This window comes from Streptomyces sp. NPDC043726, assembly GCF_056436565.1.
Genome location: NZ_JBWKCI010000001.1, coordinates 693437 through 720428, shown reverse-complemented (window position 1 = coordinate 720428; position 26992 = coordinate 693437). Strand labels below are relative to the sequence as shown.

Genomic DNA, 26992 nt, shown 5'->3' with positions numbered 1-26992 from the left:
TTCAGTTGTTCGAGGCGGTCTGACCGCCGCCGGTCGACGCCGACACCAGCCGGTGGCGCGCCCGCCCCATGAGCTCCTCGCGCTCGTCCTCGGTCAGGCCGCCCCACACGCCGTACGGTTCGCGCACCGCCAGCGCGTGCGCCGCGCACTGGGCGCGGACAGGGCACCTCATGCAGACCTCTTTGGCCGAGTTCTCACGAGCGCTCCGAGCCGCACCGCGCTCGCCCTCCGGATGGAAGAAGAGAGAGCTGTCGACCCCGCGGCAGGCAGCCAGGAGCTGCCAGTCCCACAGGTCCGCGTTCGGTCCGGGAAGGCGGGAGAAATCTGCCATTGCGTGACCCCTTGTAGCCGTTCTGGGCGGATACGGTGTCCACGACCGTACATCTACGATCTAAGGAGATGAAAATATGACTCATTGCGAATCTAGCCGCAGACACCAGTAAATGGGAAGAAAAAGGGCTGAATGGGGCACGGCTTGTGATGAAAGCTTGAGGGTCTGCCCTGCATGTCTGCATCGTGTCCGCCCCCTCACGTAGAGTGCCGAAGACGGCGCACGGCCCCGTAACTCTTTCGAGTGACCGTCGTTGAGAGTGCGGAGGCGGTTGAAACAACAAGGGCTCGGGCAGGCGTCCGAGACGGTCGACCGCACAGGTGACGATTCCGTACCAGCCTGGAGGCTCAAGGTGACGTGCATCAGCTGCGGAGGGCGGCCATGACATCCGTCCTCGTCTGCGACGACTCCCCGCTTGCCCGAGAGGCGCTCCGCCGCGCGGTCGCGACCGTGCCCGGCGTCGAGCGCGTGACGACGGCGGCCAACGGCGAGGAAGTCCTCCGCCGCTGGGGCGCCGACCGCTCGGACCTGATCCTGATGGACGTCCGCATGCCCGGCCTGGGCGGCGTCGAGACCGTCCGCCGACTGCTGTCCGCCGACCCCGGTGCGCGCATCATCATGCTCACCGTCGCCGAGGACCTGGACGGCGTGGCCCTCGCGGTCGCCGCCGGTGCCCGGGGCTATCTGCACAAGGACGCGTCGCGTGCCGAGCTGCGGGCGACCGTGACGCAGGCCCTCGCCGACCCGACCTGGCGGCTCGCCCCGCGGCGGCTGCGGTCCGCCGAGATGGGCGCGGCGCCCACGCTCACCGCGCGTGAGATCCAGGTGCTCGAGGGCATGAGCCACGGCCGGTCCAACGCGGAGATCGGGCGGGAGCTGTTCCTTTCGGAGGACACCGTCAAGACGCACGCCCGGCGTTTGTTCAAGAAGCTGGGCGCCTCGGACCGGGCGCACGCGGTGGCCCTCGGTTTCCGGTGGGGCCTGGTGCGCTGAGAGCGCGGTCCTGGCTCGCCGGACCCACGTGCCGGTGGCCGCAGATTGATGCAGTCCCGCGCCCCTGAAGGGGCGCGGGTGCTCGTTTCGCCGCGGATGCCGCATCCTTGAAGATGTGGAGTCTCTCGGGGACGAGTCGGTCGAGCGGAAGGGGAGGGCGCAGGAGATGAGTTCCGGCGCACCTGCTCATAACGCTTCGGTGCACAACATCGGACGCGGTGCCACGGACCGCGAAGGCGCAAGGCACCATGGACCGATGCGCGACGACGAGGCGGCGACTGCCGCAGGGGCGATCGGTGCACTCGTCCATCGCGCCGTCGACGGGGACGAGCAGGCCACGCACGACCTGCTCGCCCATGTCCACCCCCTGGCCCTGCGCTACTGCCGCACCCGTCTGTCCCGGCTTCCCGGGGACGCCCGGCACTTCGTGGAGGACCTCGCGCAGGAGGTCTGCGTGGCCGTCCTGCTCGCCCTGCCGCGCTACAAGGACACCGGCCGCCCCTTCGAGGCGTTCGTCTTCGCCATCGCCGCGCACAAGGTCGCCGACCTGCAGCGCGCGGCCATGCGGCACCCCGGCTCCACCGCGGTGCCCTCCGACGAGATGCCCGAGCGCCCGGACGACTCCCTCGGCCCCGAGGAGCGCGCCCTGCTCAGCAGCGACGCCGAATGGGCCAAGAAGCTCCTGGCCAACCTGCCCGAGAACCAGCGTGAGCTGCTGCTGCTGAGGATCGCGGTGGGGTTGACGGCGGAGGAGACGGGTCAGATGTTGGGAATGTCACCCGGTGCGGTGAGAGTGGCCCAGCACCGTGCGCTGAGCAGGCTGCGGGCACTGGCCGAGCAGTAGTCGGCCCTTTCGTGAACAGGCATCGCCTCGATTCCGTACGAACATACGAAGCCGGATGCCATCCAGAACCGTGGAATTTGAGACCCGCGCTTCCCGTTAGCATGGACATCCGCACCGATCAAGGCCATTTGGGGAAGGTGTCATGACTGCCAACGTCGACGGAGTGCCCGCCAAATTCGCGACACTCGGGCTGACCTACGACGATGTGCTGCTGCTGCCGGGCGCGTCCGACATGGCGCCCGACGACATCGACACCGCCTCGTACGTCTCCAAGAACGTACGGGTCAACATCCCGCTGCTGTCCGCCGCCATGGACAAGGTCACCGAGTCGCGCATGGCGATCGCGATGGCCCGCCAGGGCGGCGTCGGCGTACTGCACCGCAATCTCTCCATCGAGGACCAGGCCAACCAGGTCGACCTGGTCAAGCGCTCCGAGTCCGGCATGGTGGCCGACCCGATCACCGTGCACCCGGACGCCACCCTCGCCGAGGCGGACGCGCTCTGCGCCAAGTTCCGCATCAGCGGTGTGCCGGTCACCGACGGGGACAAGAAGCTCCTCGGCATCGTCACCAACCGTGACATGGCCTTCGAGACGGACCGCTCGCGCCGGGTCCGCGAGGTCATGACCCCGATGCCGCTGGTCACCGGCAAGGTCGGCACCACCGGTGTCGAGGCCATGGAGCTGCTGCGCAAGCACAAGATCGAGAAGCTTCCGCTGGTCGACGACGCGGGTGTCCTCAAGGGCCTGATCACGGTCAAGGACTTCGTCAAGGCGGAGAAGTACCCGAACGCCGCCAAGGACGCCGAGGGCCGGCTGCTGGTCGGCGCCGCGGTCGGTGTGGCCGGTGACGCCTTCGAGCGCGCCCAGGCCCTGATCGAGGCCGGTGTCGACTTCATCGTCGTGGACACCGCGCACGGCCACTCCCGGCTGGTCGGCGACATGGTCGCCAAGATCAAGTCGAACTCGGCGGGCGTGGACGTCATCGGCGGCAACATCGCCACCCGCGAGGGCGCCCAGGCGCTGATCGACTCCGGCGTGGACGGCATCAAGGTCGGTGTCGGTCCGGGCTCCATCTGCACCACCCGCGTCGTCGCCGGCATCGGCGTCCCGCAGGTCACCGCCATCTACGAGGCGTCCCTCGCCGCCAAGGAGGCCGGTATCCCGGTCATCGGCGACGGCGGTCTGCAGTACTCCGGCGACATCGCCAAGGCCCTGGTCGCGGGCGCCGACACGGTGATGCTCGGCTCGCTGCTCGCGGGCTGCGAGGAGTCGCCGGGCGAGCTGATGTTCATCAACGGCAAGCAGTTCAAGTCGTACCGCGGCATGGGCTCGCTGGGCGCCATGCAGTCGCGCGGCGACCGCAAGTCGTTCTCCAAGGACCGCTACTTCCAGGAGGGCGTCGCCTCCGACGAGCAGCTGGTCCCCGAGGGCATCGAGGGCCAGGTGCCCTACCGCGGCCCGCTCTCCTCGGTCGTCCACCAGCTGGTCGGCGGCCTGCGCCAGTCGATGTTCTACGTCGGCGGCCGCACGGTTCCGGACCTCCAGGCGAACGGCCAGTTCGTCCGGATCACGTCCGCGGGCCTGAAGGAGAGCCACCCGCACGACATCCAGATGACGGTCGAGGCGCCGAACTACAGCCGCAACAAGTAGGCGCGAGCTTCTGCCAGGGCGGCCCCGGAGCATCCGGGGCCGCCCTCGCCGTGCCCGTCGGCGATACTGGAAGACGCTGAAACGCATCAGGGAAAGGCCACAGACGTGACTGAGATCGAGATCGGGCGCGGCAAGCGCGGCCGCCGGGCGTACGCCTTCGACGACATCGCCGTCGTCCCGAGCCGCCGTACGCGAGACCCGAAGGAGGTCTCGATCGCCTGGCAGATCGACGCCTACCGCTTCGAGCTGCCGTTCCTGGCCGCCCCCATGGACTCGGTCGTCTCCCCGGCCACCGCGATCCGCATCGGTGAGCTGGGCGGCCTCGGCGTGCTGAACCTCGAGGGTCTGTGGACGCGGTACGAGGACCCGCAGCCGCTGCTCGACGAGATCACGGAGCTGGACCCGGAGGCCGCGACCCGCCGTCTCCAGGAGATCTACTCCGCCCCCATCAAGGAGGAGCTGATCGGCGCGCGCATCAAGGAGGTGCGCGACTCCGGCGTGGTCACCGCCGCCGCGCTCTCCCCGCAGCGCACGGCGCAGTTCTCCAAGGCCGTGGTGGACGCGGGCGTGGACATCTTCGTCATCCGCGGTACGACGGTCTCGGCGGAGCACGTCTCCGGCTCGCACGAGCCGCTGAACCTGAAGCAGTTCATCTACGAGCTCGACGTCCCGGTGATCGTCGGCGGCTGCGCCACCTACACCGCGGCCCTGCACCTGATGCGCACCGGCGCCGCGGGCGTCCTGGTCGGCTTCGGCGGCGGCGCGGCGCACACCACGCGCAATGTGCTGGGCATCCAGGTCCCGATGGCGACGGCCGTGGCGGACGTGGCGGCGGCCCGCCGTGACTACATGGACGAGTCCGGCGGCCGGTACGTCCACGTCATCGCCGACGGCGGCGTGGGCTGGTCCGGCGACCTCCCGAAGGCCATCGCCTGCGGCGCGGACGCGGTGATGATGGGCTCCCCGCTGGCCCGTGCGACGGACGCGCCGGGTCGCGGCCACCACTGGGGCATGGAGGCGGTGAACGAGGAGCTTCCGCGCGGCAAGAAGGTCGACCTCGGCACGGTCGGCACGATCGAGGAGGTCCTCACGGGCCCGTCGCACACCCCGGACGGCTCCATGAACCTCTTCGGCGCCCTGCGCCGCGCGATGGCCACGACCGGCTACAGCGAGCTGAAGGAATTCCAGCGCGTCGAGGTCACGGTGGCGGACTCGCAGCACAAGCGGTAAACCGTACGGCGTCCAAAGGGCCGGTTGCCTGGCGGCGACCGGCCCTTTCGCATGCCCGAGGGGGCCTCACAACCGGTGCGCCGCCCCCGTGGGCGTGGCCCCCCGTGTGTCGAGGAGGAGCTGGGCCTTCACCGACAGGCCCTGGAGGTCGTACGTCCGATGCTGCTGGAGCAGGATGGTCAGGTCCGCGTCGGCTGCCGCCTCGTACAGGGAGTCCGCTCGGGGGACCGGGCGGTCCAGGACGTTCCAGGACGGGATGTGGGGGTCGTGGTAGCTGACGGAGGCGCCGAGGCTCATCAGGCGGACGGCGATCTCCTCGGCGGGGGTGGACTGCTGGTCGGCGAGGTCCGCCTTGTAGGTGACGCCGAGGAGCAGAACACGCGCCCCGCGCGCGGACTTGCCGTGTTCGTTCAGGAGGGTGGCCGCGCGCTGGACGACGTAACGCGGCATCTGGTTGTTGACCTGCTGGGCCAGTTCGACCATGCGCAGGGTGCGGCCGGTGGGTGCGGTCAGGTCCTGGGGGACGGCGTGGCCGCCGACGCCGGGGCCGGGGCGGAAGGCCTGGAAGCCGAAGGGCTTGGTCTCGGCGCAGCGGATGACGTCCCACAGGTCGACGCCCATGTCGTGGCAGAGGACGGCCATCTCGTTGACGAGGGCGATGTTGACGTGGCGGAAGTTGGTCTCCAGCAGCTGCACGGTCTCCGCTTCCCGCGGGCCACGCGCGCGTACCACCTTGTCGGTGAGGCGTGAGTAGAAGGCGGCGGCCGATTCGGTGCAGGCGGGGGTGAGGCCGCCGATCACCTTCGGGGTGTTGGCGGGGGTGAAGTCGCGGTTGCCGGGGTCGACCCGGCTGGGGGAGTAGGCGAGGTGGAAGTCGCGTCCCGCGCGCAGGCCCGAGCCTTCCTCGAGGAGCGGGCGCAGGAGGTCCTCGGTGGTGCCCGGGGGGACGGGCGACTCCAGGATCACGGTGGTGTGCGGGCGCATGCGTCCGGCGAGCGTGCGGGCGGCCGTCTCCACCTGGGCGAGGTCCAGCCCGCCGTCCGCCCCGCGCGGGGTGGGCGCGCAGATGACGGCGGTGCGTACGCGGCCGAGTTCGGCGGGGCTGGTGGCGTGCCGGAAGCCCGCCGCGAGCATGCGGCGCAGTTCGGCGGGGCTGAGGGAGCCTGGTTCCGGCCCGGTCGGGTATCCGAGCGTGGGGATGCCGGCGGCCACGGCGGCCTGGGCCAGCGGCAGGCCGTACGGGCCGAGTCCGATGACGGCGAGATCTGCGGGCATGGCGTGGGCCGTCCTTCCCAGTAACCGAAGCGGGACAGGTGCGCAAGCCCTGTGGACAGAATGAGCGAGCGCAATGTCAGACTAGGAGTAAATATGACCGAAGTACGGGATTGATCCCCCTGTGTCTTTCCGTCCGGCGGACGACGTCCGCCGGACAGGTCCGTGAAGGTTGTCCACAGGCTGGGGGCGACTGGTGGCTGAAGTCGGGCAACACGGTCAGAATTTGGGCATGGGGGATACGACCGGGCCACTCCCCACGGGTGCGGCCGGTACGACCTACAGCGGGAGGCAGCGGTGAGGACAGCGACACTGGGGCCGGCGCAGCGCGCCGAGTCACTCGCATCAATGGCCGAGCGCGAGTTGGACCTGCTGGTCGTCGGGGCCGGAGTGGTCGGCGCGGGGACCGCGCTGGACGCGGTGACCCGGGGGCTGTCCACCGGCCTGGTCGAGGCGCGTGACTGGGCGTCGGGCACGTCGAGCCGGTCCAGCAAGCTGATCCACGGCGGCCTGCGCTATCTGGAGATGCTCGACTTCGCCCTGGTCCGCGAGGCGCTCAAGGAGCGCGGCCTGCTGCTGGAGCGGCTCGCCCCGCACCTGGTGAAGCCGGTGCCCTTCCTGTACCCCCTTCAGCACCAGGGCTGGGAGCGGCTCTACGCCGGTTCCGGCGTCGCCCTCTACGACGCGATGTCGATGGCGCGCGGCCATGGCCGGGGCCTGCCCATGCACCGGCACCTGAGCCGCCGTCACGCCCTGCGGGTCGCGCCCGCCTTGAAGAAGGACGCGCTGGTCGGGGCCCTGCAGTACTACGACGCCCAGATGGACGACGCCCGCTTCGTCGCCACCCTGGTGCGGACCGCCGCCGCGTACGGCGCCCAGGTGGCCAACCGCGCGCGGGTGACCGGGTTCCTGCGCGAGGGCGAGCGCGTGGTCGGCGCCCGGGTGCAGGACGTCGAGGCCGGCGGGGAGTACGAGATCCACGCCAAGCAGATCGTCAACGCAACCGGCGTGTGGACCGACGACACCCAGGCGATGGTGGGGGAGCGGGGCCAGTTCCATGTGCGGGCCTCCAAGGGCATCCACCTGGTCGTGCCCAAGGACCGCATCCACTCGGCGACCGGACTGATCCTGCGCACCGAGAAGTCGGTCCTGTTCGTCATCCCCTGGGGCCGGCACTGGATCATCGGCACCACGGACACCGACTGGGACCTCGACAAGGCGCACCCGGCCGCGTCCAGCGCGGACATCGACTATCTGCTGGAGCATGTGAACTCCGTGCTCGCGGTGCCGCTCACGCGCGACGACGTGCAGGGCGTCTACGCGGGGCTCAGGCCCTTGCTGGCCGGTGAGTCCGACGCCACCAGCAAGCTCTCGCGCGAGCACACCGTGGCCCACCCGGTGCCGGGTCTGGTCGTGGTGGCGGGCGGCAAGTACACGACGTACCGGGTGATGGCCAAGGACGCGGTGGACGAGGCGGTGCACGGCCTCGACCTGCGGGTCGCCGAGTGCGTCACCGAGGACATCCCGCTGATCGGCGCGGAGGGCTACCGGGCGCTGTGGAACGCGCGGGCGCGCATCGCCGCCCGGACCGGGCTTCATGTGGTGCGCGTGGAGCACCTGTTGAACCGGTACGGCGCCCTGGCCGAGGAGGTCCTCGACCTCGTCGCCGCGGACCCCTCGCTCGGCGAGCCGCTGAAGGCGGCGGAGGACTATCTGCGCGCCGAGGTGGTGTACGCCGCCTCGCACGAGGGCGCCCGGCACCTGGACGACGTGCTGACCCGGCGCACTCGCATCTCCATCGAGACCTTCGACCGGGGCACGCTCAGCGCCCGTGAGGCTGCCGAGCTGATGGCGCCGGTGCTCGGCTGGGACAAGGACCACATCGAGCGGGAGATCCAGCACTACGAGAAGCGGGTGGAGGCGGAGCGGGAGTCCCAGCGCCAGCCGGACGATCTGACGGCCGACGCGGCGCGGCTGGGGGCGCCGGACATCGTGCCGCTGTAACCGGGCTGTTCGTCCAGCGGGCCCTGCTCTCTCGGCGGGGCCCTTCTTCACTCGAACGAGTGTCGTGAGCTGGGATCTCTGCTCGGAACCCGGGCGTTCTACGAGGTGCGGGGGCAGAACTCGGCTGCGAGCAACCGGGGTTCGAGACCGGGGTCCGTCACCGCTGTCGTGTTCACCCGGTAGGTGAGGACATGGCGTCCGTCGACGGTGGCCGCGGTGCGCACGGAGCTGCCGGAGATGCGTCCGCCGTGCCCCCACACCGTGGTGCCGCACGGCAGCTTCACGGGGAACAGGCCCATGCCGTACGAGCCGTGCGCGGTACGGGTGTCGAGCATCTCGCGCAGCCGGCGCGGGGGCAGCAGTTCACCGCCGAGCAGCGCCGCGTAGAAGCGGTCCAGGTCGGCGAGCGTGGTCACCAGCTCGCCCGCGGCTCCGGCCACCCGCGGGTCGAGCTCGGTGACGTCGCGGCCGTCGGCGGTGTAGGCGCGGCCGTGCGGTTCGGGGAGGGAGGTGCGCGATCCGGGAAAGGAGGTGCCGGTCAGGCCCAGGGGAGCGATCAGCCGGCGTTCGGCCTCGGCCGCGTAGGAGCGGCCGGTGACCTGCCGGACGACCAGGCCGAGCAGGACGTAGTTGGTGTTGGAGTAGGCGAAGCGGCCGCGGTCGGCCGGAGGGTGGGTGAGTGCCAGGCGTACGGCCTGACGAGGGGTGAGGGCGACCAGGCCCCCGGTGTCCGCGGTGAAGTCGTACAGGCCGCTGGTGTGGGTGAGCAGGGCACGCAGGGTCAGTGCGCGCCCGTCGTTCCCGGCTCCGCGCACCAGCTCCGGCAGATGGCGCTCCACCGTGTCGGACAGGGACAGCCGGTGTTCGGAGGCCAGTTGCAGGACGACCGTCGCGATGAAGGTCTTCGTGATGCTGCCCGCCCGGAAGTGGTCGGCGGGACCGATGCCGGGGCCGGTCGTGGCGAAACGGGTGGTGCCGTCCTCCTCGCGGGAGAGCAGGGCAGCGGCCGGGGCGCCGCCCTCGGTGACCAGCAGCGGAAGGACCGCGTCCGCGGCCGGTGCGGGGGGCGCCGAGGAGGCGGCCGGGGTCAGGCACAGGAGGGCCGCGGCCACAGGAACGGCCAGTAGGGTCCGGAGGGACGGCACGGCGGGAACCCTCCTTGTCGGCACGGCGGGACCTCCTTGTCGCGGCCCATCATGCAGGGTGCGGAACGTTCGGTTCCGGTGGGGGTGACTCCGGCCGCTGGAGCTCTCACGTCCCACGGGCACCCTGGGCGTCGGGCACTTGTCGGGTGAGAGACAATGGAGGCTCTGTCAGGGCGGGTTGCATGAGGGGACGCATGTCGGAGGCGGAGCGGGCGGGGACATCCCGTCAGGACAACAGCGCACGTCTCCTCGCCGGGCGGTACCGGCTGGGAGATGTGCTGGGCCGCGGGGGCATGGGCACGGTGTGGCGTGCCGAGGACGAGACCCTGGGGCGCACCGTCGCCGTCAAGGAGCTGCGGTTCCCCTCGAACATCGACGAGGAGGAGAAGCGCCGGCTGATCACGCGGACGCTGCGGGAGGCCAAGGCCATCGCGCGGATCCGCAACAACAGCGCGGTGACGGTCTTCGACGTGGTCGACGAGGACGACCGGCCCTGGATCGTGATGGAGCTCGTCGAGGGCAAGTCGCTCGCCGAGGTCATCCGGGAGGACGGCCTGCTGGAGCCGAGGCGCGCGGCGGAGGTCGGGCTCGCGGTGCTCGACGTGCTGCGCTCGGCCCATCGGCAGGGCATCCTGCACCGTGACGTGAAGCCGTCCAACGTACTGATCGCCGAGGACGGCCGGGTCGTGCTCACCGACTTCGGCATCGCCCAGGTCGAGGGCGACCCGTCCATCACCTCCACCGGCATGCTCGTCGGCGCGCCCTCCTACATCTCCCCGGAACGGGCCCGCGGGCACAAGCCGGGGCCCGCGGCCGACCTGTGGTCGCTCGGCGGTCTGCTGTACGCGTCGGTCGAGGGTGTGCCGCCGTACGACAAGGGCTCCGCGATCGCCACGCTCACCGCGGTGATGACCGAGCCGCTGGAGGAGCCGAAGAACGCCGGGCCGCTGCGGGACGTCATCCACGGGCTGCTCACCAAGGACGCGGCCAAGCGGCTCGACGACGCGGGTGCGCGGCGGATGCTGAACGCCGTCATCCAGGCGCCCGAGCCCAAGAACGCGGGGTCCGAGGCGCTGGACGCGACGAAGGTCGTGCCGCTGCCGGCACAGCCCGACGCGCCCTCGGAGAAGGGCGGTTCGGGTGGTTCCGGCGGCTCCGGCGAGGCCGGGGAGCGGCTGCGGGGGGCGCTGCGCTCGGTGCGCAAGGCGGCTGTCGCGGCGGGGGCCGGGGCGGCTGCTCGGGCCAAGTCGGGGGACGGGGCGGCTGGTTCGGGTACTGGCACGGGTTCGGGCACTGGCACTGGTGCGGGGTCCGGATCTGGGTCGGGCGCGGGTGCCGGGGCCGGTGCCGGTGTGGGTGCGGTCGGTGGTTCGGGGGCCGGCTCCGGCGTCGGCTCCGGCTCGGGTTCTGTGGCCGGCTCGGGGGCCGGGGGTGGCTCGGGGTCCGGTTCGGGGGCCGGTGGTGACGCGGCTTCCGGTGGGCGTAGTTCTGGGTGGCCCGTGATGACGCCGCCGGCGGATCTGCCGCCTCGGGCGGTGCCCAGGGCGCCGTTGACCGATGTGGTGCCGCGGCGGACGTTGGTGGTCATCGCCGTGGTCGTGGCGCTGGCCCTGCTCGGGGTGGTGCTGGCCGTCGCGTTCAGCGGGGACGACTCCAAGGACTCCGCGGGCGGGGACACCAAGGCGTCGGCCGGGGCGAGCGCCGGTGACGACACCAAGGCGGACGAGAGCGGCGGGGCGAGTCCGGACGGGAAGGCGAGCGAGTCGGCCACGTCCGGGGAGACCTCCGAGGCGGACCCGAGCGCCGAGGCCAGTGCGACCACCGGCAGTGGGACGGGTTCTGACGATTCGTCCGACGGGTCCTCCGGCAAGGGTGGCGGTGCGGTGGCAACGCACGAGGGCGGTCAGGGGTACTCGATCGGGCTGCCCAAGGGGTGGAAGTACCAGTCCACCAGCGCCGCGGGCGACCGTTTCACCGGGCCCGACGGGCAGAAGCTGCTCATCGGCTGGACCACCACGCCCAAGGACGATCCGGTCGCCGACTGGGAGAACCAGGAAGGCGGCATGCAGCGTGCGCAGTACCAGCGGATCCGTATAGAGGCCGTGGACTACCGGGGCTGGAACACGGCCGACTGGGAGTTCACGTACGTCGACGGCGGGACCAAGTACCGGAGCATCGACCGCGGGTTCGTCGTGGACGACGATCTGGGGTACGGGCTGATGTACACGGCGAAAGCCGCCAATTGGGGCAGCGAGCTGCGTAAGGACACATGGCGGACGCTCACGAAGACCTTCGAACCGGAGGAGTGACCGTCACTTGGAGTGACGGGTCACGGTTTGGGGCGTGAGATCTCGCATCCCCTCTTGGTGAGTTGCCTCCGGCACGTATCGTGAGTGCTTGCGGACCGTACGCATCCAGGTATGTATGCACAACGGGACGTGAGGCGAACGGAATTGACCGACCGGGCGGCCGGGGGAGGCATCGTGGACGAGTACGCGGGTCGGGTGCTCGCCGACCGTTACCGCCTGCCGCTGCCGCCGTCCGACGAGTACGAACTCACCGAGACCCGGGCCTTCGACACCTACAGCGGACAGGAAGTCCTGGTCCGGCAGGTGCCGTTGCCGGAGGTCGTCGAGGCCGAGGTGCTCGACGCGGAGGGGCTGCCCGACGGTTTCACCGCCCGTGACCGGGGCGCGATGCGGCGGCCCGCGGCGCGGGGAAGCACCCGGCGGCCCACCGAGCCGGCCGTGCGGCGGGCCGTGGAGGCCGCGCAGGCGGCGGCCCGGATCCCGGACCATCCCCGGCTGGACCAGGTCTTCGACGTGTTCGCCGAGGGCGGTTCGCTGTGGATCGTCAGTGAGTTGGTGTCGGCGCGACCGCTGGCCGCGCTGCTCGCCGAGAAGCCGTTGACGCCGTACCGGGCGGCGGAGGTCGCCTCCGACGTGCTGATGGCGCTGCGGGTGCTGCACGCGCACGGCTGGGTGCACCGGAACATCACCGCGCGGACGGTTCTCGTCTGCGACGACGGACGGGTGATGCTGACCGGGCTCGCGGTCGGGGCGGCGGAAGAGGCGCTGTGCGGGTACGACCCGGTGCCCGCGGACGACGATGCCGGTGGCGTCGGCCTCAGCGGGCCCGGGGCGGGACCCGGTGGCGGTTCCGGTGGCGGTTCCGGTGGCGCGGGGGCGTCCGTCTCCGTCGAGGCGGATCCCGAGGCGGCTCGCCGGGCCGCGATCGAGGCACGGGCGGCCGGAGGGCTGCCGCCGGTCGAGGGACCGCGCGGGGGCTCGGGTACGGGCGGTGCGGGTGCCGGGGCGCCGACGCCCCGCGCTGTCGAGAGCGGCGGGGACATCCGGGCGGCGCGGGCCGGAGCGATCGCCGCGTACCGCGCGGGGGCGAGGGCCGCTGCCCGGGTGCAGGAGGCCCAGAACGGCCGAGCGGCTCTCCCGGGTGCCCGCCCGGCACCGGAGGCCAACGGCGCCTCGGCCGAACCGCCGTATCCCTCGGGGAACGGTGCCTCGGCGCAGCCGCCGTACCCCTCGGCGAACGGTGCCTCGGCGCAACCGCCGTATCCCTCGGCGAATGGTGCGAGCCAGCCGCCGTATCCCTCCGCCAACGGTGCGAGCCAGCCGTCGTATCCCTCCGCCAACGGCGTGACGCAACCGCCGTATCCCTCCGCCAACGGCATCCAGCAGCACCCGTCCGCCCCCACTGCCGGGCCGCCCGGGCAGATCGCCGACCCCTACGGCGTGCGCGCCACGCCCTGGCACGGCGCCGCACCCCGCACCGGCACCCCCGGTGCACCCCCGGCGACGGGCGAACGGCCGGGAACCCAGCCGCACCCCGGCCGCACCGCCCTGCCCCCAGGCACCGCCCTCCCGGGCCAGGCAGGGTCCACCGGGGGCGGGTTCGCCGCACCCGGCCGTAACGGCCCCGGAGCTCTCGGACCCGCGGCGGGCACCCCCGGCACGGGCGCCCGGCTCCCGGGTCAGGCAGGCCATGGCGCCCCGGTCCCCGCGACCCCCGGCGCCCCCGTCGCCGCCCGCTGGGACGAGCTGGCCGCGGTCGCTCCCGTGCGTCGGGGGCCCGCCACCGCGCTTGCCGCGGAGCGCGCTCGGCAGGCCCGGATGGCGGTCGTCGGCCCGGTCACCGAGCGATGGGCGCCCGAGCAGGCCGGGCCCGTGCACGAGAACTGGCAGTTGGCGGCGCCGATCGGTCCCGCCACCGATCTGTGGGCGCTCGGGGCGCTGCTGTTCCGGGCCGTGCAGGGGCATGCGCCGTACCCGGAGGAGTCCACCGCCGAGTTGGTGCAGATGGTGTGCGCCGAGCCGCCCGCCTTCGCGGAGGAGTGCGGACCGCTCCGGCCGGTCGTCGAGTCGCTGCTGCGCCAGGACCCCACCGAGCGGCTCGACTTCGAGGAGTTGCGCGGCTGGTTGCGCTCCCTCGTGCGGTCGGCGCCCGAGCCCGAGGCCGGGGCGCATGTCGTGGCGGCGCCGCCCGTCGACGCCAGCCGGCTGCCCGTCGTGCGTCGGCGCGGCGAGCTGGTGCGCCGGCGCCGCGCCGGGCTGCCCGCGCACCACGGGCGGCACAAGCGGGCGCGGCAGGAGGCCGGTTCGCCGCGCCGCCTCGGCCGTACGCTGCTCGTGCTGATACTGCTCCTGATGGCGGGGGCGATCGCGTACGCCATGCTCTTCATGCCCAAGGCCGACACCGGCGGCGGCGCCGACGACACCGACCGCACCGGGGCCACCGGCGAGGTCAGCCAGGCACCCGAGGCGAGCAGCGAGCCCCGCCCCGACCAGACGTCACCGGCGGAGGGCAACACCCCCTCGAAGGGCTCGGGCTCCACCGAGACCCAGACCGGCACCGACCCCGACGTCCCGGACGGATTCGCCCTGCGCGCCGACGACGAGGGCTTCAAGGTCGCCGTCGCCAACGGGTGGGACCGGACGGGGAAGAACGGCCGCGGGCAGGTCGTCTACTCCCACGGGGACTTCGAGCTCATCGTCGTACCGGGCCGGGACACCGCCGCGGAGTTCGGCAGCGACCCGATGGCGTACCAGCGGGAGGACGAGCCGGAGCTGCAGCCCTACCGGGACTCCAGCTGGGCCACCTCCACCGGTCTGAAGACCATCGAGGTGGGCGGACGGACCATGGCGGAGGGCCAGTTCACCTGGACCGACGACGCGGGCCGCGAGCGCTTCGTGCGCAACCTCGCGATCCTGGTCGGCGACCGGTACCACGTCGTGCAGGTGCGCGGGCCGGAGGCCGAGCGGGACGAGGTGACGCGGCTGTTCGAGCAGGCGTCGGCGACCTATCGGGTCACCGGCTGAGCCAGCCTCCCGACTGTGGGTGACGGGGCGCGGACGGTTGCGTTCCGGGGGTGGAAGCGACAACCGTCACAGTGCTGTCTCTGTGCGGCCCCGCAGGTTCCCTGGGCGTGCCCCGGTCCTTAATGTGACCCTGTCAAGAGCATTGCGGGGCAACGTGAATCAGATGCAGGGCCGGCTCCTCGCGGGGCGCTACCGACTGACCGACGCCATCGGCAGCGGCGGTATGGGCCGGGTGTGGCGTGCGCACGATGAGGTGCTGCACCGGGCCGTCGCGATCAAGGAGTTGACCGCAGCGCACTTCGTCTCCGAGAGCGATCAGGAGCGGCTCCTCGCGCGCACCCGGGCCGAGGCCCGCGCGGCGGCGCGGATCAACCACTCGGCGGTCGTCACCGTGCACGACGTGCTCGATCACGACGCCCGGCCGTGGATCGTGATGGAGCTGGTCGAGGGCCACTCGCTGGCCGACGCGGTCAAGGAGCGGGGCCGGGTCGAGCCGCGCGAGGCCGCCCGGATCGGACTGTGGGTGCTGCGCGCCCTGCGCGCCGCGCACTCCGCCGGTGTCCTGCACCGCGACGTCAAGCCCGGCAACGTGCTGCTCGCCGAGGACCGCCGCGTCCTGCTCACCGACTTCGGCATCGCGCAGATCGAGGGCGACACCACGATCACCCGCACCGGAGAGGTCGTCGGCTCCGTCGACTACCTCGCCCCGGAGCGGATCCGCGGCCATGACCCGGGCCCGGCGTCCGATCTGTGGGCGCTGGGCGCCACCCTGTACACGGCGGTGGAGGGCAGGTCGCCGTTCCGCCGCACCTCCCCGCTCTCCACCATGCAGGCGGTCGTCGAGGAGGAGGCCCCGCGGCCCGCGTACGCCGACGCGCTCGGCCCCGTCATCGCCGCCCTGCTGCACAAGGACCCCGCGGTGCGCCCCGACGCGGCGGCGGCCGAACTGATGCTCGCCGAGGCGGCGGAGGGCCGGCGGCCGAACGCGGCGCAGATGTACGTGCCGACGCAGGCCGCGCACCCCCGGGTCGGTCCCGAGCGGCCCACGACCCCGGAGCCCGCCCCGGCCCCGGCGGTTCCCCTCGCCCCCGCCCCTCCCAGGCGCCGCCTGCGCACGCTCGCCCTTGTCGTGGTGGTCGCCGCCCTGGTCGGCGGAGGCACGGTCGTCGCGCTCCAGAAGTGGGACGAAGGACGGCGCCAGGGCACGACCGTGACGCCGACTCCCACCCCCACTCCCACTCCCACGAACAAGTCGACCGGGAGCCCGGAGTCCAACGTCCCCGCGGGCTGGGTGCGTGTCGACGACCCGCTGGGATTCAGCCTCTCCCTGCCCAAGGGCTGGGAGCGCAGCGTGTTCAGTGACCAGGACGGCCTGACGCAGATCGACTACTCGCCCGACGGGGGCAAGAACCTCCTGCGGATCGCCGTCGACAGCGCGCCGGACTTCGATGATCCGTACGCCCATCAGGTCGCTTTGGACGGGCACTTGAAGCAGCGGCTCGTGGACTACACCACGGTCGCCATGAAGCGCACGGTGTACCGCGACCGCCAGGCCTCGCGCCTGGAGTACACCTGGACCCAGCTGGCGAAGGACTCCGACTTCCCCGGTCCGTTCCGGGCCGTCGATCAGATGTACATCGCCGACAGCGGCGCCGAGTACGCCTTCTACATGTCCGCCCCCGTGGACGAATGGGCCCCCGCCGAGGAGCGGTTCGAGACCGTGCTGAAGAGCTGGCGCGAAGACTGACGCAGTTGGCCGGTCAGCGCCGCGGAAGGGGGCCGTCCGGCGGGGCATGATGGGGCGTATGGCGACCCACGGGGATCAGGGGGAGGGCGACTTCCGGGTCATCGCGGGCCGTTACCGCCTGGAGGTGCGGATCGGGCGCGGCGGGATGGGGGTCGTGTGGCGGGCCACCGACCAACTCCTCGGGCGGCGCGTGGCGGTGAAGGAGTTCCCCTTCGACGAGACCGACCCCGGCGCGCTCTCCCCGGCGGACCTGCGGCGCCGCCGTGAGCGCACGCTCCGCGAGGCGCGGGCGGTCGCGCGGCTGCGGCATCCGCACATCATCGTCGTGCACGACGTCGTGGAGCACGCCGAACGGCTGTACATCGTCATGGAGTTGATCGACGGCGGCTCCCTCGCCGACCGGATCGTGGCGCACGGGCCCGTCGACGCCGTCGAGGCCGCGCGGATCGGCGCCGAGCTGCTGAGCGCGCTGCGCACCGCGCACTCGGCGGGCGTGCTGCATCGGGACATCAAGCCCGCGAACGTCCTCATCGACGGGGGCACCGGCCGGGTCGTGCTCACCGACTTCGGCATCGCGCAGGTCGCGGGCGCCAGCACCCTCACCGAGACCGGCACCTTCGTGGGCCCGCCCGAGTACACCGCGCCGGAGCGGATGTCCGGCGCCGGTACCGGTTCCGCCTCCGACCTGTGGTCGGTGGGCGCACTGCTGTGCACGGCCGTCAGCGGTGAATCGCCGTTCCGGCGCGACTCGTTGGGCGGCATCCTGCACGCGGTCGTCTTCGACGAGATACGGCCGCCCCCGCAGGCCACCCCGCTGCTGCCGGTCGTACGGGGCCTGCTGGAGCGCGATCCGCTACGACGGCTCGACGCGGCACAGGCCGAGTGGATGCTGCGGGACTTCCTGGCCGGCGTCCACCGCCCCGCGCCGGTGCCGGCGCCCTCGCTCCGGCTGTCCCCGAGGAGCGTGCTGGTGAGCCTGGTCCTGGTCGCCGCGACGGCGGTGACCGGGGTGTCGGCGGTGGCGTTGCTGGTCGACGGGGAGAGCGGCGGAAACGTTCCGCCGGTGCCGTCGAGTTCGGCGCCCGAGACCTCGGCGAGCCCATCTGACAGCGCCTTCCCTAGCCCCTCCTCGCCCGCCGCTACCGGCCCAAACCGGAGATAAGCCCTACGAGGGGTCACGGCTCTGTGACCGGACGGCGTTCGAGGTGGCTCCACTGTGCCTCGGCGCGATATGGATGGACACATGAACAGCAACGGGGGAAGCCCTTACGGGTCCGACGAGCCAACCAGTTTCGGCCTGCAACCGCCGAGACCGCCGGCGGCCGTGCCGCATCCGGACCATGTGCCGCACCCGGGCAACCCGTACGCGGCGCCCACCCAGGTCGTCCCGCCGCAGCAGCCCGCGCCCGCGGACCCCGGTGCCGGACGGCTGATCGCGGGCCGCTACCGGCTGTTGAGCAAGCTCGGGCACGGCGGCATGGGCACGGTGTGGCGGGCCAAGGACGAGACCGTGGACCGCGAGGTGGCCGTCAAGGAACCCCGGATCCCCGACCACCTTCCCGAACGCGAACGCGCCAACGCCTTCGAGCGGATGCGCCGCGAGGCCCGTGCCGCCGCCCGGCTCGACCACCCCTCCGTCGTGAACGTGCACGACGTGGCGCTGGTCGACGGCCAGCCGTGGATCGTGATGGAACTGGTCCAGGGCCGTTCCCTCGGTGACCTCCTCCAGGAGGGCACCCTCGACGCCCGCGAGGCCGCCCGTATCGGCCTCGACGTGCTCGGCGCCCTGGAGGCTGCGCACGCGGCGGGCATCCTGCACCGGGACGTGAAGCCGGACAACGTGCTGCTCGGACGGCACGACCGGGTCGTGCTCACCGACTTCGGCATCGCCCAGATCGAGGGTGAGACCAATCTGACCGACACCGGCGGCTTCGTCGGCTCGCCCGAGTACATCGCGCCCGAGCGTGTGCTGGGCCAGCGTCCGGGCCCGGCGAGCGACCTGTGGTCCCTCGGTGTGGTGCTGTACGCGGCGACCGAGGGCGTCTCGCCGTTCCGCCGCAGCAACACCCCGGCCACGCTCCAGTCCGTCCTCAACGCCACCCCGGCCGCGCCCGCCTCCGCGCAGGGCCCGCTCGCCGAGGTCATCACCGGACTGCTCCAGAAGGACCCGGCCCACCGCCCGAACGCGGCCCAGGTGCGGGCGCTGCTGGACCGGGCCGCGACCCCGCCGACGCCCCCGGCGCAGACGCAGGTCGTGCGGTTCGCGGGAGGCCCGGAGAAGGGCGTCCGGGTCGGCCGGGGAGCACTCGTCGGCATCGGCGCCGCGTTCGTCGCGGTCGTCGTGGCGGCGGCGGGACTGGTGGTCGCGGACCCGTTCGGCGGGGAGGACGGCCCGGCCGGTTCCTGGGTCCAGGAAACCGACCGGAAGCTGGGCGTGACGCTGAGCGTGCCCAAGGGCTACCAGGTGGGCAAGCCGGACGCCGACGACACGGACAAGAACTGGGTGACGTACTCCGACGCGAGCGGCGCGATCTGGATCGGCGTGAACGTGACCCGGAGGGCCGACGACACCTCGGGCACCCTCAAGGGCTCCGCCGCGGCCCAGATGTACGCCGAGAACGAGGAGTTCGAGGCCTCCGGCGAATACGACCTCGCCATGCCCGAGAACCCGAGGACCAACACGAAGCTGACGACGTACAAGGGCAAGAAGTCGGCCGAGAACACGGTCGTCTACACCACCAACGACACCCAGAACCCCCGCCCGCGCGAGCTGAGGATCTTCTACTACATGAACTCCAAGAAGGACATGTATAAGGTGACGATCAGCTATCCCGGCAAGGGCGACTTCACCGAGCGGGGACGCGAGGTGGCCGAGAACGTGATCGCGGATCTGGACATCAAGACGCTCTGAACTGAGGCTCCCACGTGCGACTGGTCGGCGGACGTTACCGGCTGCTCGAACGCATCGGCTCCGGCGGCATGGGCACGGTGTGGCGCGCGCTCGACGAACTGGTCGAGCGCGAAGTCGCCGTGAAGCAGCCGCGGTTGCCCGGTGATCCGGAGGACGAGTCGTACCAGCGGGCCGCCCATCGCCTCTACCGCGAGGCCCGGGCCGCCGCGCGGGTCGAGCATCCGTCCGCCGTCGCCATCCACGACGTCGTCGTGGAGGAGGACGGACTCCCCTGGATCGTCATGGAGTTGGTGCGCGGCGAGTCCCTGCACGAGCGGCTCCGGGGCGGCCCCCTGGAGCCCGCCGAGTCGGCCGGGATCGGCCTCGCGGTCCTCGGCGCCCTGCGTGCCGCGCACTCCGTCGGCATCGTGCACCGGGACGTGAAACCGGCGAACGTCCTGCTCGGAGGGCACGACCGGGTCGTCCTCACCGACTTCGGCATCGCCCATGTCCAGGGCGAGGAATCCCTCACCGCCACCGGGGAGTTCGTCGGCTCCCTGGAGTTCATCGCGCCCGAGCGCATGTCGGGCCGCACCGCCGGACCCCCGTCCGACCTGTGGTCCCTCGGCGTCCTGCTCTACGCCGCCGTGGAAGGCTGGTCGCCTTTCCGTCGTACGACGGTGGAGTCCACGCTCGCCGCGATCCTCGCCGTCGACCCGCCCGAGCCGAAGCGCGCGGGCGCCCTCGGGCCGCTGCTGGTCCGGCTGCTGGCGAAGGACCCCGAGGCGCGACCGGACGCCGAGGAGACCGCGGCGGCGCTGCAGGCGGTGGCCCCCGCGGCACGCCGGCCGGCACCCGGGGCCCGGGACGCCGTGGAGCCGGGGGAGTCCGAGCCGCAGGACGCCTCGGAGCTGGCCGAGTTCGGAGACGACATCGGCACCGTGCGGCTGGCGCCGGAGGCCGACACGTCCGCCGAGCCGATGGCCGTCGTAGCCGCCGAGCCGATGGCGGTCATATCCGCCGTACGACCGGACCCGCCTCGCCCCCTCCACCGCCGCCCCCTCCCGCTCGCCCTCCTGGGCGGCACCCTCGTCGGCGCCTCCTGGCTCGGCATCGCGCTCCTCACGGGCCCCGACAGCGGCGCGGCCACGAAGAACACCACGGCGACCCGATCGGCGTCGCCCCGGCCCAGCGCCGAACCCGGTTGGGCCGCCCACCCGGAGAAGGCGATGCACGCCACCATCGCCCTCCCCACCGAGTACGAGGAGTTCGCCCGCCAGGGCACCGCCGCCATCCAGCCCCGCGTCGTCGAGTACGCGGACCCGGACGCCGCCGTGCAGATCCGCCTCACCCAGTGGGACAAAGCGCCCGGAAGCCCCATGCGCCAGGCGAAGCAGCACGCGGCGACATGGGAGTTCTTCGAGCGCCCCAGCACCCAGTACACCGAGACGACCTTCCGCGGCTGGGAGGCCGTGCAGTCCGACAGCGTCTACGGGGACCCGGAGCTGCGGCGCCGCGTCATGGAGCTGTTCGTCCGCACCGACGACAACCGGCTGTACGAGCTGCGCGTCGAGATGCCCAAGGGCACGGCGGAGGAGAAGACGGGCACGGCGGTTTTCACATCCGCCCGCGATCGGCTCAGGATTGCCACAACGCCCTGATCAGCGCATTTGCTGCCAGCAGTCACTGGCAGCATGTGAGCACTCCGTGAATCCCCATTACCGCCGGGTACACAAAGCCTTCGGCGCGGCATACCCTGCGCGTCATGACGGACTCGCAGGCCCCGGCACAGACCGGCACGAACCCCCTCGCCCCCGCCCCGGCGGGCGCCCGCACCGCCGCCGACGTGGTGACCCCGGAGCTGGTCGCCCAGCTGACCCGCGGTGTGGTCGGTTCGGGCCGCACCGCCAACCACACGCCCTTCACCGGCGAGAAGCTGGCGGACCTGCCGGAGTCCACGCCCGAGGACGTGGAGAAGGCGTTCGCCGCGGCCCGCGCCGCCCAGGCGGTCTGGGCGCAGACCCCGGTACGGCAGCGCGCGGCGGTGCTGCTGCGCTTTCACGACCTGGTGCTGGAACGCCAGGCCGAGGTGCTGGACCTGATCCAGCTGGAGACCGGCAAGGCCCGGCTGCACGCCCACGAGGAGGTGCAGGCCGTCGCGATCGCCGCCCGGCACTACGGCCGCAGGGCCGCCGCCTACCTGAAGCCGAAGCGGCACGCGGGTGCCATGCCCACGCTCACGCGGGTCACCGAGCTGCGCCACCCGCGCGGGGTCGTCGGCCAGATCGCGCCCTGGAACTACCCCCTGGAACTCTCCGTCGGAGACGCCCTGCCCGCCTTCGTCGCGGGCAACGCCGTCGTCATGAAGCCGGACACCGAGACCTGCCTGACCGCCCTGTGGGCCCGTGACCTGCTGATCGAGGCGGGGCTGCCCGCCGAGGTCTTCCAGGTCGTGCTCGGCGAGGGCCCGGTCGTCGGACCCGAGGTCGTCCGCCGCGCCGACTACGTCTCCTTCACCGGCTCCACCCGCACCGGCCGCGAGGTCGCCCAGAGCGCCGCCGCCCGCCTGGTCGGCGTCTCGCTCGAACTCGGCGGCAAGAACGCCATGCTGGTCCTTGAGGACGCCGACATAGAGAAGGCCGCGGCCGGCGCGATCCGCGCCTGTTTCTCCTCCGCCGGCCAACTGTGCATCTCCATCGAGCGGTTGTACGTCCACGAGTCGATCGCCGACGCCTTCCTGGAGCGCTTCGCCGCCCGTACGAAGGCCATGCGGCTCGGCCGGTCCCTCGCCTACGGCGCCGACATGGGCTCGCTGGTCGGCGAGCGCCAGCTGGAGACGGTCAAGCGGCATGTGGAGGAGGCCGTCGCCAAGGGCGCCAAGCTCGTCGCCGGCGGAGTCGCCCGCCCGGACGTCGGCCCGTACTTCTTCGAGCCGACCATCCTCGACGAGGTGACCGAGCCCATGGCGGTCTGCAGCGAGGAGACCTTCGGCCCGGTCGTCTCCATCTACCGCTTCTCCAGCGAGGACGAGGCGATCGAGCACGCCAACGCCACGCCGTACGGCCTCAACTCCTCGGTCTGGACGAAGGACGGCGCCCGGGGCCGCGCGGTGGCGGCACGGCTGCGCACCGGCACGGTGAACGTCAACGAGGGCTACGCCCCCGCCTACGGCAGCGTCCAGTCCCCGATGGGCGGCATGAAGGACTCCGGGCTCGGCCGTCGGCACGGCTCCGAGGGCATCCTCAAGTACACCGAGGCCCAGACGGTCGCCCACCAGCGGCTGCTGCCGATGGCCCCCTCGCTGGGCATGGACGACGAGAAGTACGCCCAGCTCATGAGCCGCAGCCTCAGGCTGATGAAGGCGTTCCGGTTCCGCTAGCCCGGCCCGCGTTGAAGCGCCAGTCAGTCCGTCACTCGGTCAGCCCGTCACTCGGTCAGTCGGTCAAGAGGAGAGCGCGCGTGAGCAAAGACGCTTACGACTACGACGTCATCGTCGTCGGATCAGGCTTCGGCGGCTCGGTGACCGCCCTCCGCCTCACGGAGAAGGGCTACACCGTCGGTGTCCTGGAGGCGGGCCGACGCTTCACCCGCGAGACCCTCCCGAAGAACTCCTGGGACCTGAAGAACTTCCTCTGGGCCCCGAAGCTCGGGATGTTCGGCATCCAGCGCATCCATCTGCTGGGCAACGTCATGGTGCTGGCGGGCGCGGGAGTGGGCGGCGGATCGCTGAACTACGCCAACACCCTCTACGTACCGCCGAAGCCGTTCTTCGACGACCCGCAGTGGCGGGACATCACCGACTGGCAGGAGGAGTTGAAGCCGTACTACGACCAGGCCCGGCGGATGCTCGGCGTGCGGCTCAACCCCACCATGACCCCCTCCGACGTCCATCTGAAGGACGCGGCCGAGCGCATGGGTGTGGGGGACTCCTTCCACATGGCCCCGGTCGGCGTGTTCTTCGGCGACGGCGAGGACGCGGACGGTTCGGTGCGGGCGCGCCCGGGTGAACGGGTCGCCGACCCCTACTTCGGCGGCGCGGGTCCCGCCCGCACGGCCTGCGCCGAGTGCGGCGAGTGCATGACGGGCTGCCGGCACGGCGCGAAGAACACCCTGAACGAGAACTACCTCTACCTCGCCGAGAAAGCCGGCGCGGTCGTCCACCCCATGACGACCGTGGTGTCCGTCACCGACGACTCGCAGGGCGGATACGCGGTCGCGACCCTTCCGACCGACCGGAAGAAGGGCGAGGGCCGCGTCTTCAAGGCCCGCCGGGTCGTCCTCGCCGCCGGCACCTACGGCACCCAGACCCTGCTGCACCGAATGAAGGCGAGCGGGCAGCTGCCGTATCTCTCGCCGAAGCTGGGCGAGCTGACCCGGACCAACTCCGAGGCCCTGGTGGGCGCGCAGACCGACAACCGGCGCTACCGGAAGGTCACCGGCCAGAAGAAGGTCGACTTCACCCGCGGCGTCGCCATCACGTCCTCGATCCACCCGGACGCGAACACCCATATCGAGCCGGTCCGTTACGGCAAGGGCTCCAACTCCATGGGCGGCCTGACGATCCTCCAGGTCCCGTACACCGAGGGCGCGTCGCGCGTCGCGGCCTGGCTGCGCAACTCCGTCCGGCATCCGCTGCTGGTCCTGCGCTCGCTGTCCAACCGGCGCTGGTCGGAGAAGACCATCATCGGCCTGGTGATGCAGTCGCTGGACAACTCGCTGACGACGTACCTGAAGCCGGACGGCGTCGGCAAGGGCATGCTGACCGCCCGCCAGGGCCACGGCTCGCCCAACCCGATGCAGATCAAGGCGGCCACGGAGGGCGCGACCGCGCTCGCCGAGTCCATCAACGGCTTCGCGGGGTCCAATGTCGGCGAACTGATGGGCACCCCGCTCACCGCCCACTTCCTCGGCGGCTGCCCGATCGGCGCCACGCGCGAGACCGGTGTGATCGACCCGTACCACCGCCTCTACGGCCACCCGGGCATCTCGGTGGTCGACGGCGCCGCGGTCTCCGCCAACCTGGGCGTGAACCCCTCGCTGACCATCACCGCGCAGGCCGAGCGGGCGATGTCGTACTGGCCCAACAAGGGCGAGGAGGATCCGCGACCGGCGCAGGAACAGCCGTACGAGCGGCTCCAGCCGGTCGAGCCCAAGATGCCCGCGGTCCCGGCGGAGGCGTTCGGCGCGCTGCGCCTGCCCTTCCTGGGGATGCCGGCGGTGCCGCCGAAGAACTGACGCAGACAGCGAGAAGGACCTGCACCCCCCTCCGAGCGCAGGTCCTTCTCTCTTTTTCTTGCGTCAAGCTCTTCTGTCAGGCCCGTCTGTCAGGCCCTTGTGCCAGGCCCGTGCCTCAGGCGCTGGTGAGGCTCACGCCTCGGCGCCCGCCCGGCGGCGCTTCATCGCGAACATCACGCCCGCGCCGGCGACGATCGCGACACCACCGACGGTGGCGATGACCGGCAGGTTCGAGTCCGAACCGGTCTCGGCCAGCTCACCGTCGACGTCGACCTCGCTGACGTCCGTGATCTCGTCCTTGCCGCCGGTCTGCGGCTTGGAGTCGTCCGGCTTGCCGGGGTTGGAGCCGGCCGGCAGCACCTCGAAGAAGTAGATGCCGTAGTTCTCGTCCTCGGAGGTCCAGCAGCCGTCCTCGGTGGAGTACTCGGCGAGGCCGATGGCGATGCCGACCGCGCTCGGGACCTCGCGGCTGACGTTGACCCGCAGGTCGTAGCTGATCGACTGGCCGCCCTCGAGGCTGAACGTGTTGAGCGCGCCGCCCTCGCCGAACTGGGTGGCGATGTCGACCCACGTGCCGCCGCTGCGCACCTGCACGGTGACGAGGTCGGTGTAGTCGTCCTCCAGCTCCCAGTCCATCGCGGCGACGCCGACGATCGGCAGGATCTCCTCGATCGTCTCGTCGCTGGAGTTGCTGACGTTGAACTTGAAGTTCGTCCAGCCGCTGCCGGCCACGACCTGCTCGGGCAGACCGGTGATCGAGCTGTGCAGCACCTCGCTGATGTCGATGACCGGGTCGCCGTTCTCGTCGACCGGGCACTCCTCGACGACCTCGTCGTCGCCCTCCTCGTCCTCGTCCTCGGACTCCGAGGCGGACGGGCTCGCGGTGGCGGTCGGGGAGGTGCTCGCGTCGGCCGGCGGGGTGCTGTCCGACGGGGCGGGGCTCGTGGTGTCGTCCGCGGGCGGGGTGGAGTCCGAGGGCGCGGGGCTCGTGGTGTCGTCCGCGGGCGGGGTGGAGTCCGAGGGCGCCGGGCTCGTGGTGTCGTCGGCCGGCGGCGTGGAGTCGTCGGCGGCCGGGGTGCTCTCCGAGGAGCTCGGCGCCGGCGACGTCTCGTCCGTGGCGAACGCGGCCGGAGCGGACAGCAGGGCGATCGGCGCTATGGCGGCCGTCGCCGCCGCGGCGGCCAGAGCACGGCGAAGCTTCATGAAGACCTCGAGGAGTCGATGCTGAGAGGCCTCCGCATGGGGGAGCGGGTGTGGCCCTTGGTTCGCATGGTTGGATCCGCGAAGCCTGCGAATGGTTGTCCCTTCACTCACACAGTTTTTATGTGAGCTGGGCCACTTTCCGGGCGGATGTGCGAATACGGCGAAGGGCCCCGCGGGACGGAGTCGCGGGGCCCTTCTTCCGTCAGCACCGGCGTCAGGGCAGCGCCGGTGCCTGGGGAGCGGCGCCGGGGGGTTGCGCCGCTTGTCTCTGTCGTGCGTCGCCGCGCATCTCGACCTCTGGCGGTGACGCGGTGCCATGCGGTTGTCTCGGCGGGACATGGGGACTCTTCGACCGTTCGGTGCGTCCCGCCGGCCGGCCCCGGGCGTCCCCGGAGCCGACCGTTCTCTTGGGTGACCGGGCTGCTGTCCCCTGCCGTCCGGTCACTTGACTGGAGCGAGGTCCCACGACGCACGGCACGATCCGTACGTCTCATCGCTCCAGTGAGCCACGCGTGGTTCTTTCGGGCCCGCCCCTGGCTGGCACGGACACCACGACCAACGAAGCGTCTCGCGCGACGGTCACGCGCCGTACGGGTGAGGGCGGGCTCGAACTCAGATGCGACCGCGGCACAGTTCGAGCAGCGTCATCGCGAGGGCCGTGCCCGGCTTGCCCAACGCCTGCCGGAAGTGGTCGAGGACCTCCATCTCGCGGGAGAGGTTCACCCGACGCCCGCCCGAGGCGATCCGGGCCTCCTGGATGACGGCGGACACGGCCATCCGTTCCTGGATCAGACCGATGATCCGGTCGTCGAGCGAGTCGATGCGCTCACGGGCACCGGTGATCACGTCGGCGGCCTCGGAGGTGCGGGCGCCGGTGACGTCGAGAGCGGTCATTTCAGGGGCTCCTTTGGGGGCGGGGCCCCGGATCGGCACGGCCCGGGAAACGACAGGCGCCCCGGGCCTTGTCGGCCCGGGGCGCCTGGGAAGTCGCTTGTCAGTTGCTCAAGCAGCACGACCATGGCAGCCGGCGGGCCGGATGCCATAGGTAAAGAGGAAGGTCGGGTGCGTGAGCATGGGGTCAGTATGCCGTGGCCCGGGGTGACCGCCGAACCCG

Annotated in this window: 18 protein-coding genes; 13 read left to right on the top strand and 5 right to left on the bottom strand. The window is 71.8% G+C overall.

Features of this window, described 5'->3' with window-relative positions:
• Position 1: 1 nt before the first annotated feature.
• Positions 2–331: a WhiB family transcriptional regulator gene (locus AC068Z_RS03255; protein ID WP_186281178.1), complete on the bottom strand. Its 330-nt coding sequence runs from the start codon at positions 329–331 to the stop codon at positions 2–4.
• 381 nt (positions 332–712) lie between these two features.
• Here AC068Z_RS03255 and AC068Z_RS03250 point away from each other — a divergent pair, with 381 nt between their 5' ends.
• The 4 genes from AC068Z_RS03250 to AC068Z_RS03235 all read left to right on the top strand — a co-directional run bounded on the left by AC068Z_RS03250 (position 713) and on the right by AC068Z_RS03235 (position 5049).
• Positions 713–1324 carry a response regulator transcription factor gene (locus tag AC068Z_RS03250; protein WP_003948568.1) on the top strand — a complete coding sequence of 204 codons (612 nt, stop codon included), beginning with the start codon at positions 713–715 and terminating at the stop codon, positions 1322–1324.
• Positions 1325–1580: 256 nt separating this feature from the next.
• On the top strand, positions 1581–2168 hold the full coding sequence (locus tag AC068Z_RS03245; RefSeq protein WP_127178445.1) for a sigma-70 family RNA polymerase sigma factor: 588 nt from the start codon (positions 1581–1583) through the stop codon (positions 2166–2168).
• Between the two features lie 142 nt (positions 2169–2310).
• Complete coding sequence (gene guaB, locus AC068Z_RS03240; protein WP_478551791.1) at positions 2311–3819, top strand: IMP dehydrogenase; 1509 nt, start codon at positions 2311–2313, stop codon at positions 3817–3819.
• Positions 3820–3924: 105 nt separating this feature from the next.
• The gene (locus AC068Z_RS03235; RefSeq protein WP_478551789.1) at positions 3925–5049 is read left to right on the top strand and encodes a GuaB3 family IMP dehydrogenase-related protein; all 1125 of its coding nucleotides are present in this window, start codon (positions 3925–3927) and stop codon (positions 5047–5049) included.
• 66 nt (positions 5050–5115) lie between these two features.
• Here AC068Z_RS03235 and AC068Z_RS03230 read toward each other — a convergent pair whose 3' ends face one another.
• On the bottom strand, positions 5116–6324 hold the full coding sequence (locus AC068Z_RS03230; RefSeq protein WP_478551787.1) for a nucleotide sugar dehydrogenase: 1209 nt from the start codon (positions 6322–6324) through the stop codon (positions 5116–5118).
• A 294-nt stretch (positions 6325–6618) separates the two neighbouring features.
• Here AC068Z_RS03230 and AC068Z_RS03225 point away from each other — a divergent pair, with 294 nt between their 5' ends.
• Entirely contained in the window at positions 6619–8325 is a 1707-nt protein-coding gene (locus AC068Z_RS03225) for a glycerol-3-phosphate dehydrogenase/oxidase (protein ID WP_478551785.1), read from the top strand.
• Between the two features lie 98 nt (positions 8326–8423).
• Here AC068Z_RS03225 and AC068Z_RS03220 read toward each other — a convergent pair whose 3' ends face one another.
• On the bottom strand, positions 8424–9470 hold the full coding sequence (locus AC068Z_RS03220; RefSeq protein ID WP_478551783.1) for a serine hydrolase domain-containing protein: 1047 nt from the start codon (positions 9468–9470) through the stop codon (positions 8424–8426).
• A gap of 194 nt (positions 9471–9664) precedes the next feature.
• On the opposite strand from AC068Z_RS03220, the gene AC068Z_RS03215 reads away from it, so the two are divergent.
• The 8 genes from AC068Z_RS03215 (at position 9665) to AC068Z_RS03180 (ending at position 24675) form a co-directional block, all read left to right on the top strand.
• Positions 9665–11779, top strand: coding sequence for a serine/threonine-protein kinase (locus AC068Z_RS03215; RefSeq protein WP_478552278.1), 2115 nt, complete (start codon positions 9665–9667; stop codon positions 11777–11779).
• Between the two features lie 174 nt (positions 11780–11953).
• Positions 11954–14803 carry a protein kinase gene (locus tag AC068Z_RS03210; protein WP_478551781.1) on the top strand — a complete coding sequence of 950 codons (2850 nt, stop codon included), beginning with the start codon at positions 11954–11956 and terminating at the stop codon, positions 14801–14803.
• Positions 14804–14966: 163 nt separating this feature from the next.
• Entirely contained in the window at positions 14967–16550 is a 1584-nt protein-coding gene (locus AC068Z_RS03205) for a protein kinase domain-containing protein (protein WP_478551779.1), read from the top strand.
• 58 nt (positions 16551–16608) lie between these two features.
• Positions 16609–17712, top strand: a complete 1104-nt coding sequence (locus AC068Z_RS03200) for a serine/threonine-protein kinase (protein ID WP_478551777.1) — start codon at positions 16609–16611, stop codon at positions 17710–17712.
• A gap of 81 nt (positions 17713–17793) precedes the next feature.
• Complete coding sequence (locus AC068Z_RS03195; protein WP_478551775.1) at positions 17794–19461, top strand: serine/threonine-protein kinase; 1668 nt, start codon at positions 17794–17796, stop codon at positions 19459–19461.
• A gap of 14 nt (positions 19462–19475) precedes the next feature.
• Entirely contained in the window at positions 19476–21101 is a 1626-nt protein-coding gene (locus tag AC068Z_RS03190) for a serine/threonine-protein kinase (protein ID WP_478551773.1), read from the top strand.
• Positions 21102–21205: 104 nt separating this feature from the next.
• On the top strand, positions 21206–22819 hold the full coding sequence (locus AC068Z_RS03185; RefSeq protein ID WP_478551771.1) for a succinic semialdehyde dehydrogenase: 1614 nt from the start codon (positions 21206–21208) through the stop codon (positions 22817–22819).
• Between the two features lie 80 nt (positions 22820–22899).
• Positions 22900–24675 carry a GMC family oxidoreductase N-terminal domain-containing protein gene (locus AC068Z_RS03180; RefSeq protein ID WP_478551769.1) on the top strand — a complete coding sequence of 592 codons (1776 nt, stop codon included), beginning with the start codon at positions 22900–22902 and terminating at the stop codon, positions 24673–24675.
• A gap of 132 nt (positions 24676–24807) precedes the next feature.
• Here the strand turns inward: AC068Z_RS03180 and AC068Z_RS03175 are convergent, their stop codons facing one another.
• Both AC068Z_RS03175 and AC068Z_RS03170 read right to left on the bottom strand, forming a co-directional pair.
• The gene (locus tag AC068Z_RS03175; protein WP_478551767.1) at positions 24808–25878 is read right to left on the bottom strand and encodes an LAETG motif-containing sortase-dependent surface protein; all 1071 of its coding nucleotides are present in this window, start codon (positions 25876–25878) and stop codon (positions 24808–24810) included.
• A 612-nt stretch (positions 25879–26490) separates the two neighbouring features.
• A complete protein-coding gene (locus AC068Z_RS03170; protein ID WP_478551765.1) occupies positions 26491–26772 on the bottom strand; it encodes a chorismate mutase in 282 nt (93 codons plus the stop codon).
• Between the last annotated feature and the right edge of the window lie 220 nt (positions 26773–26992).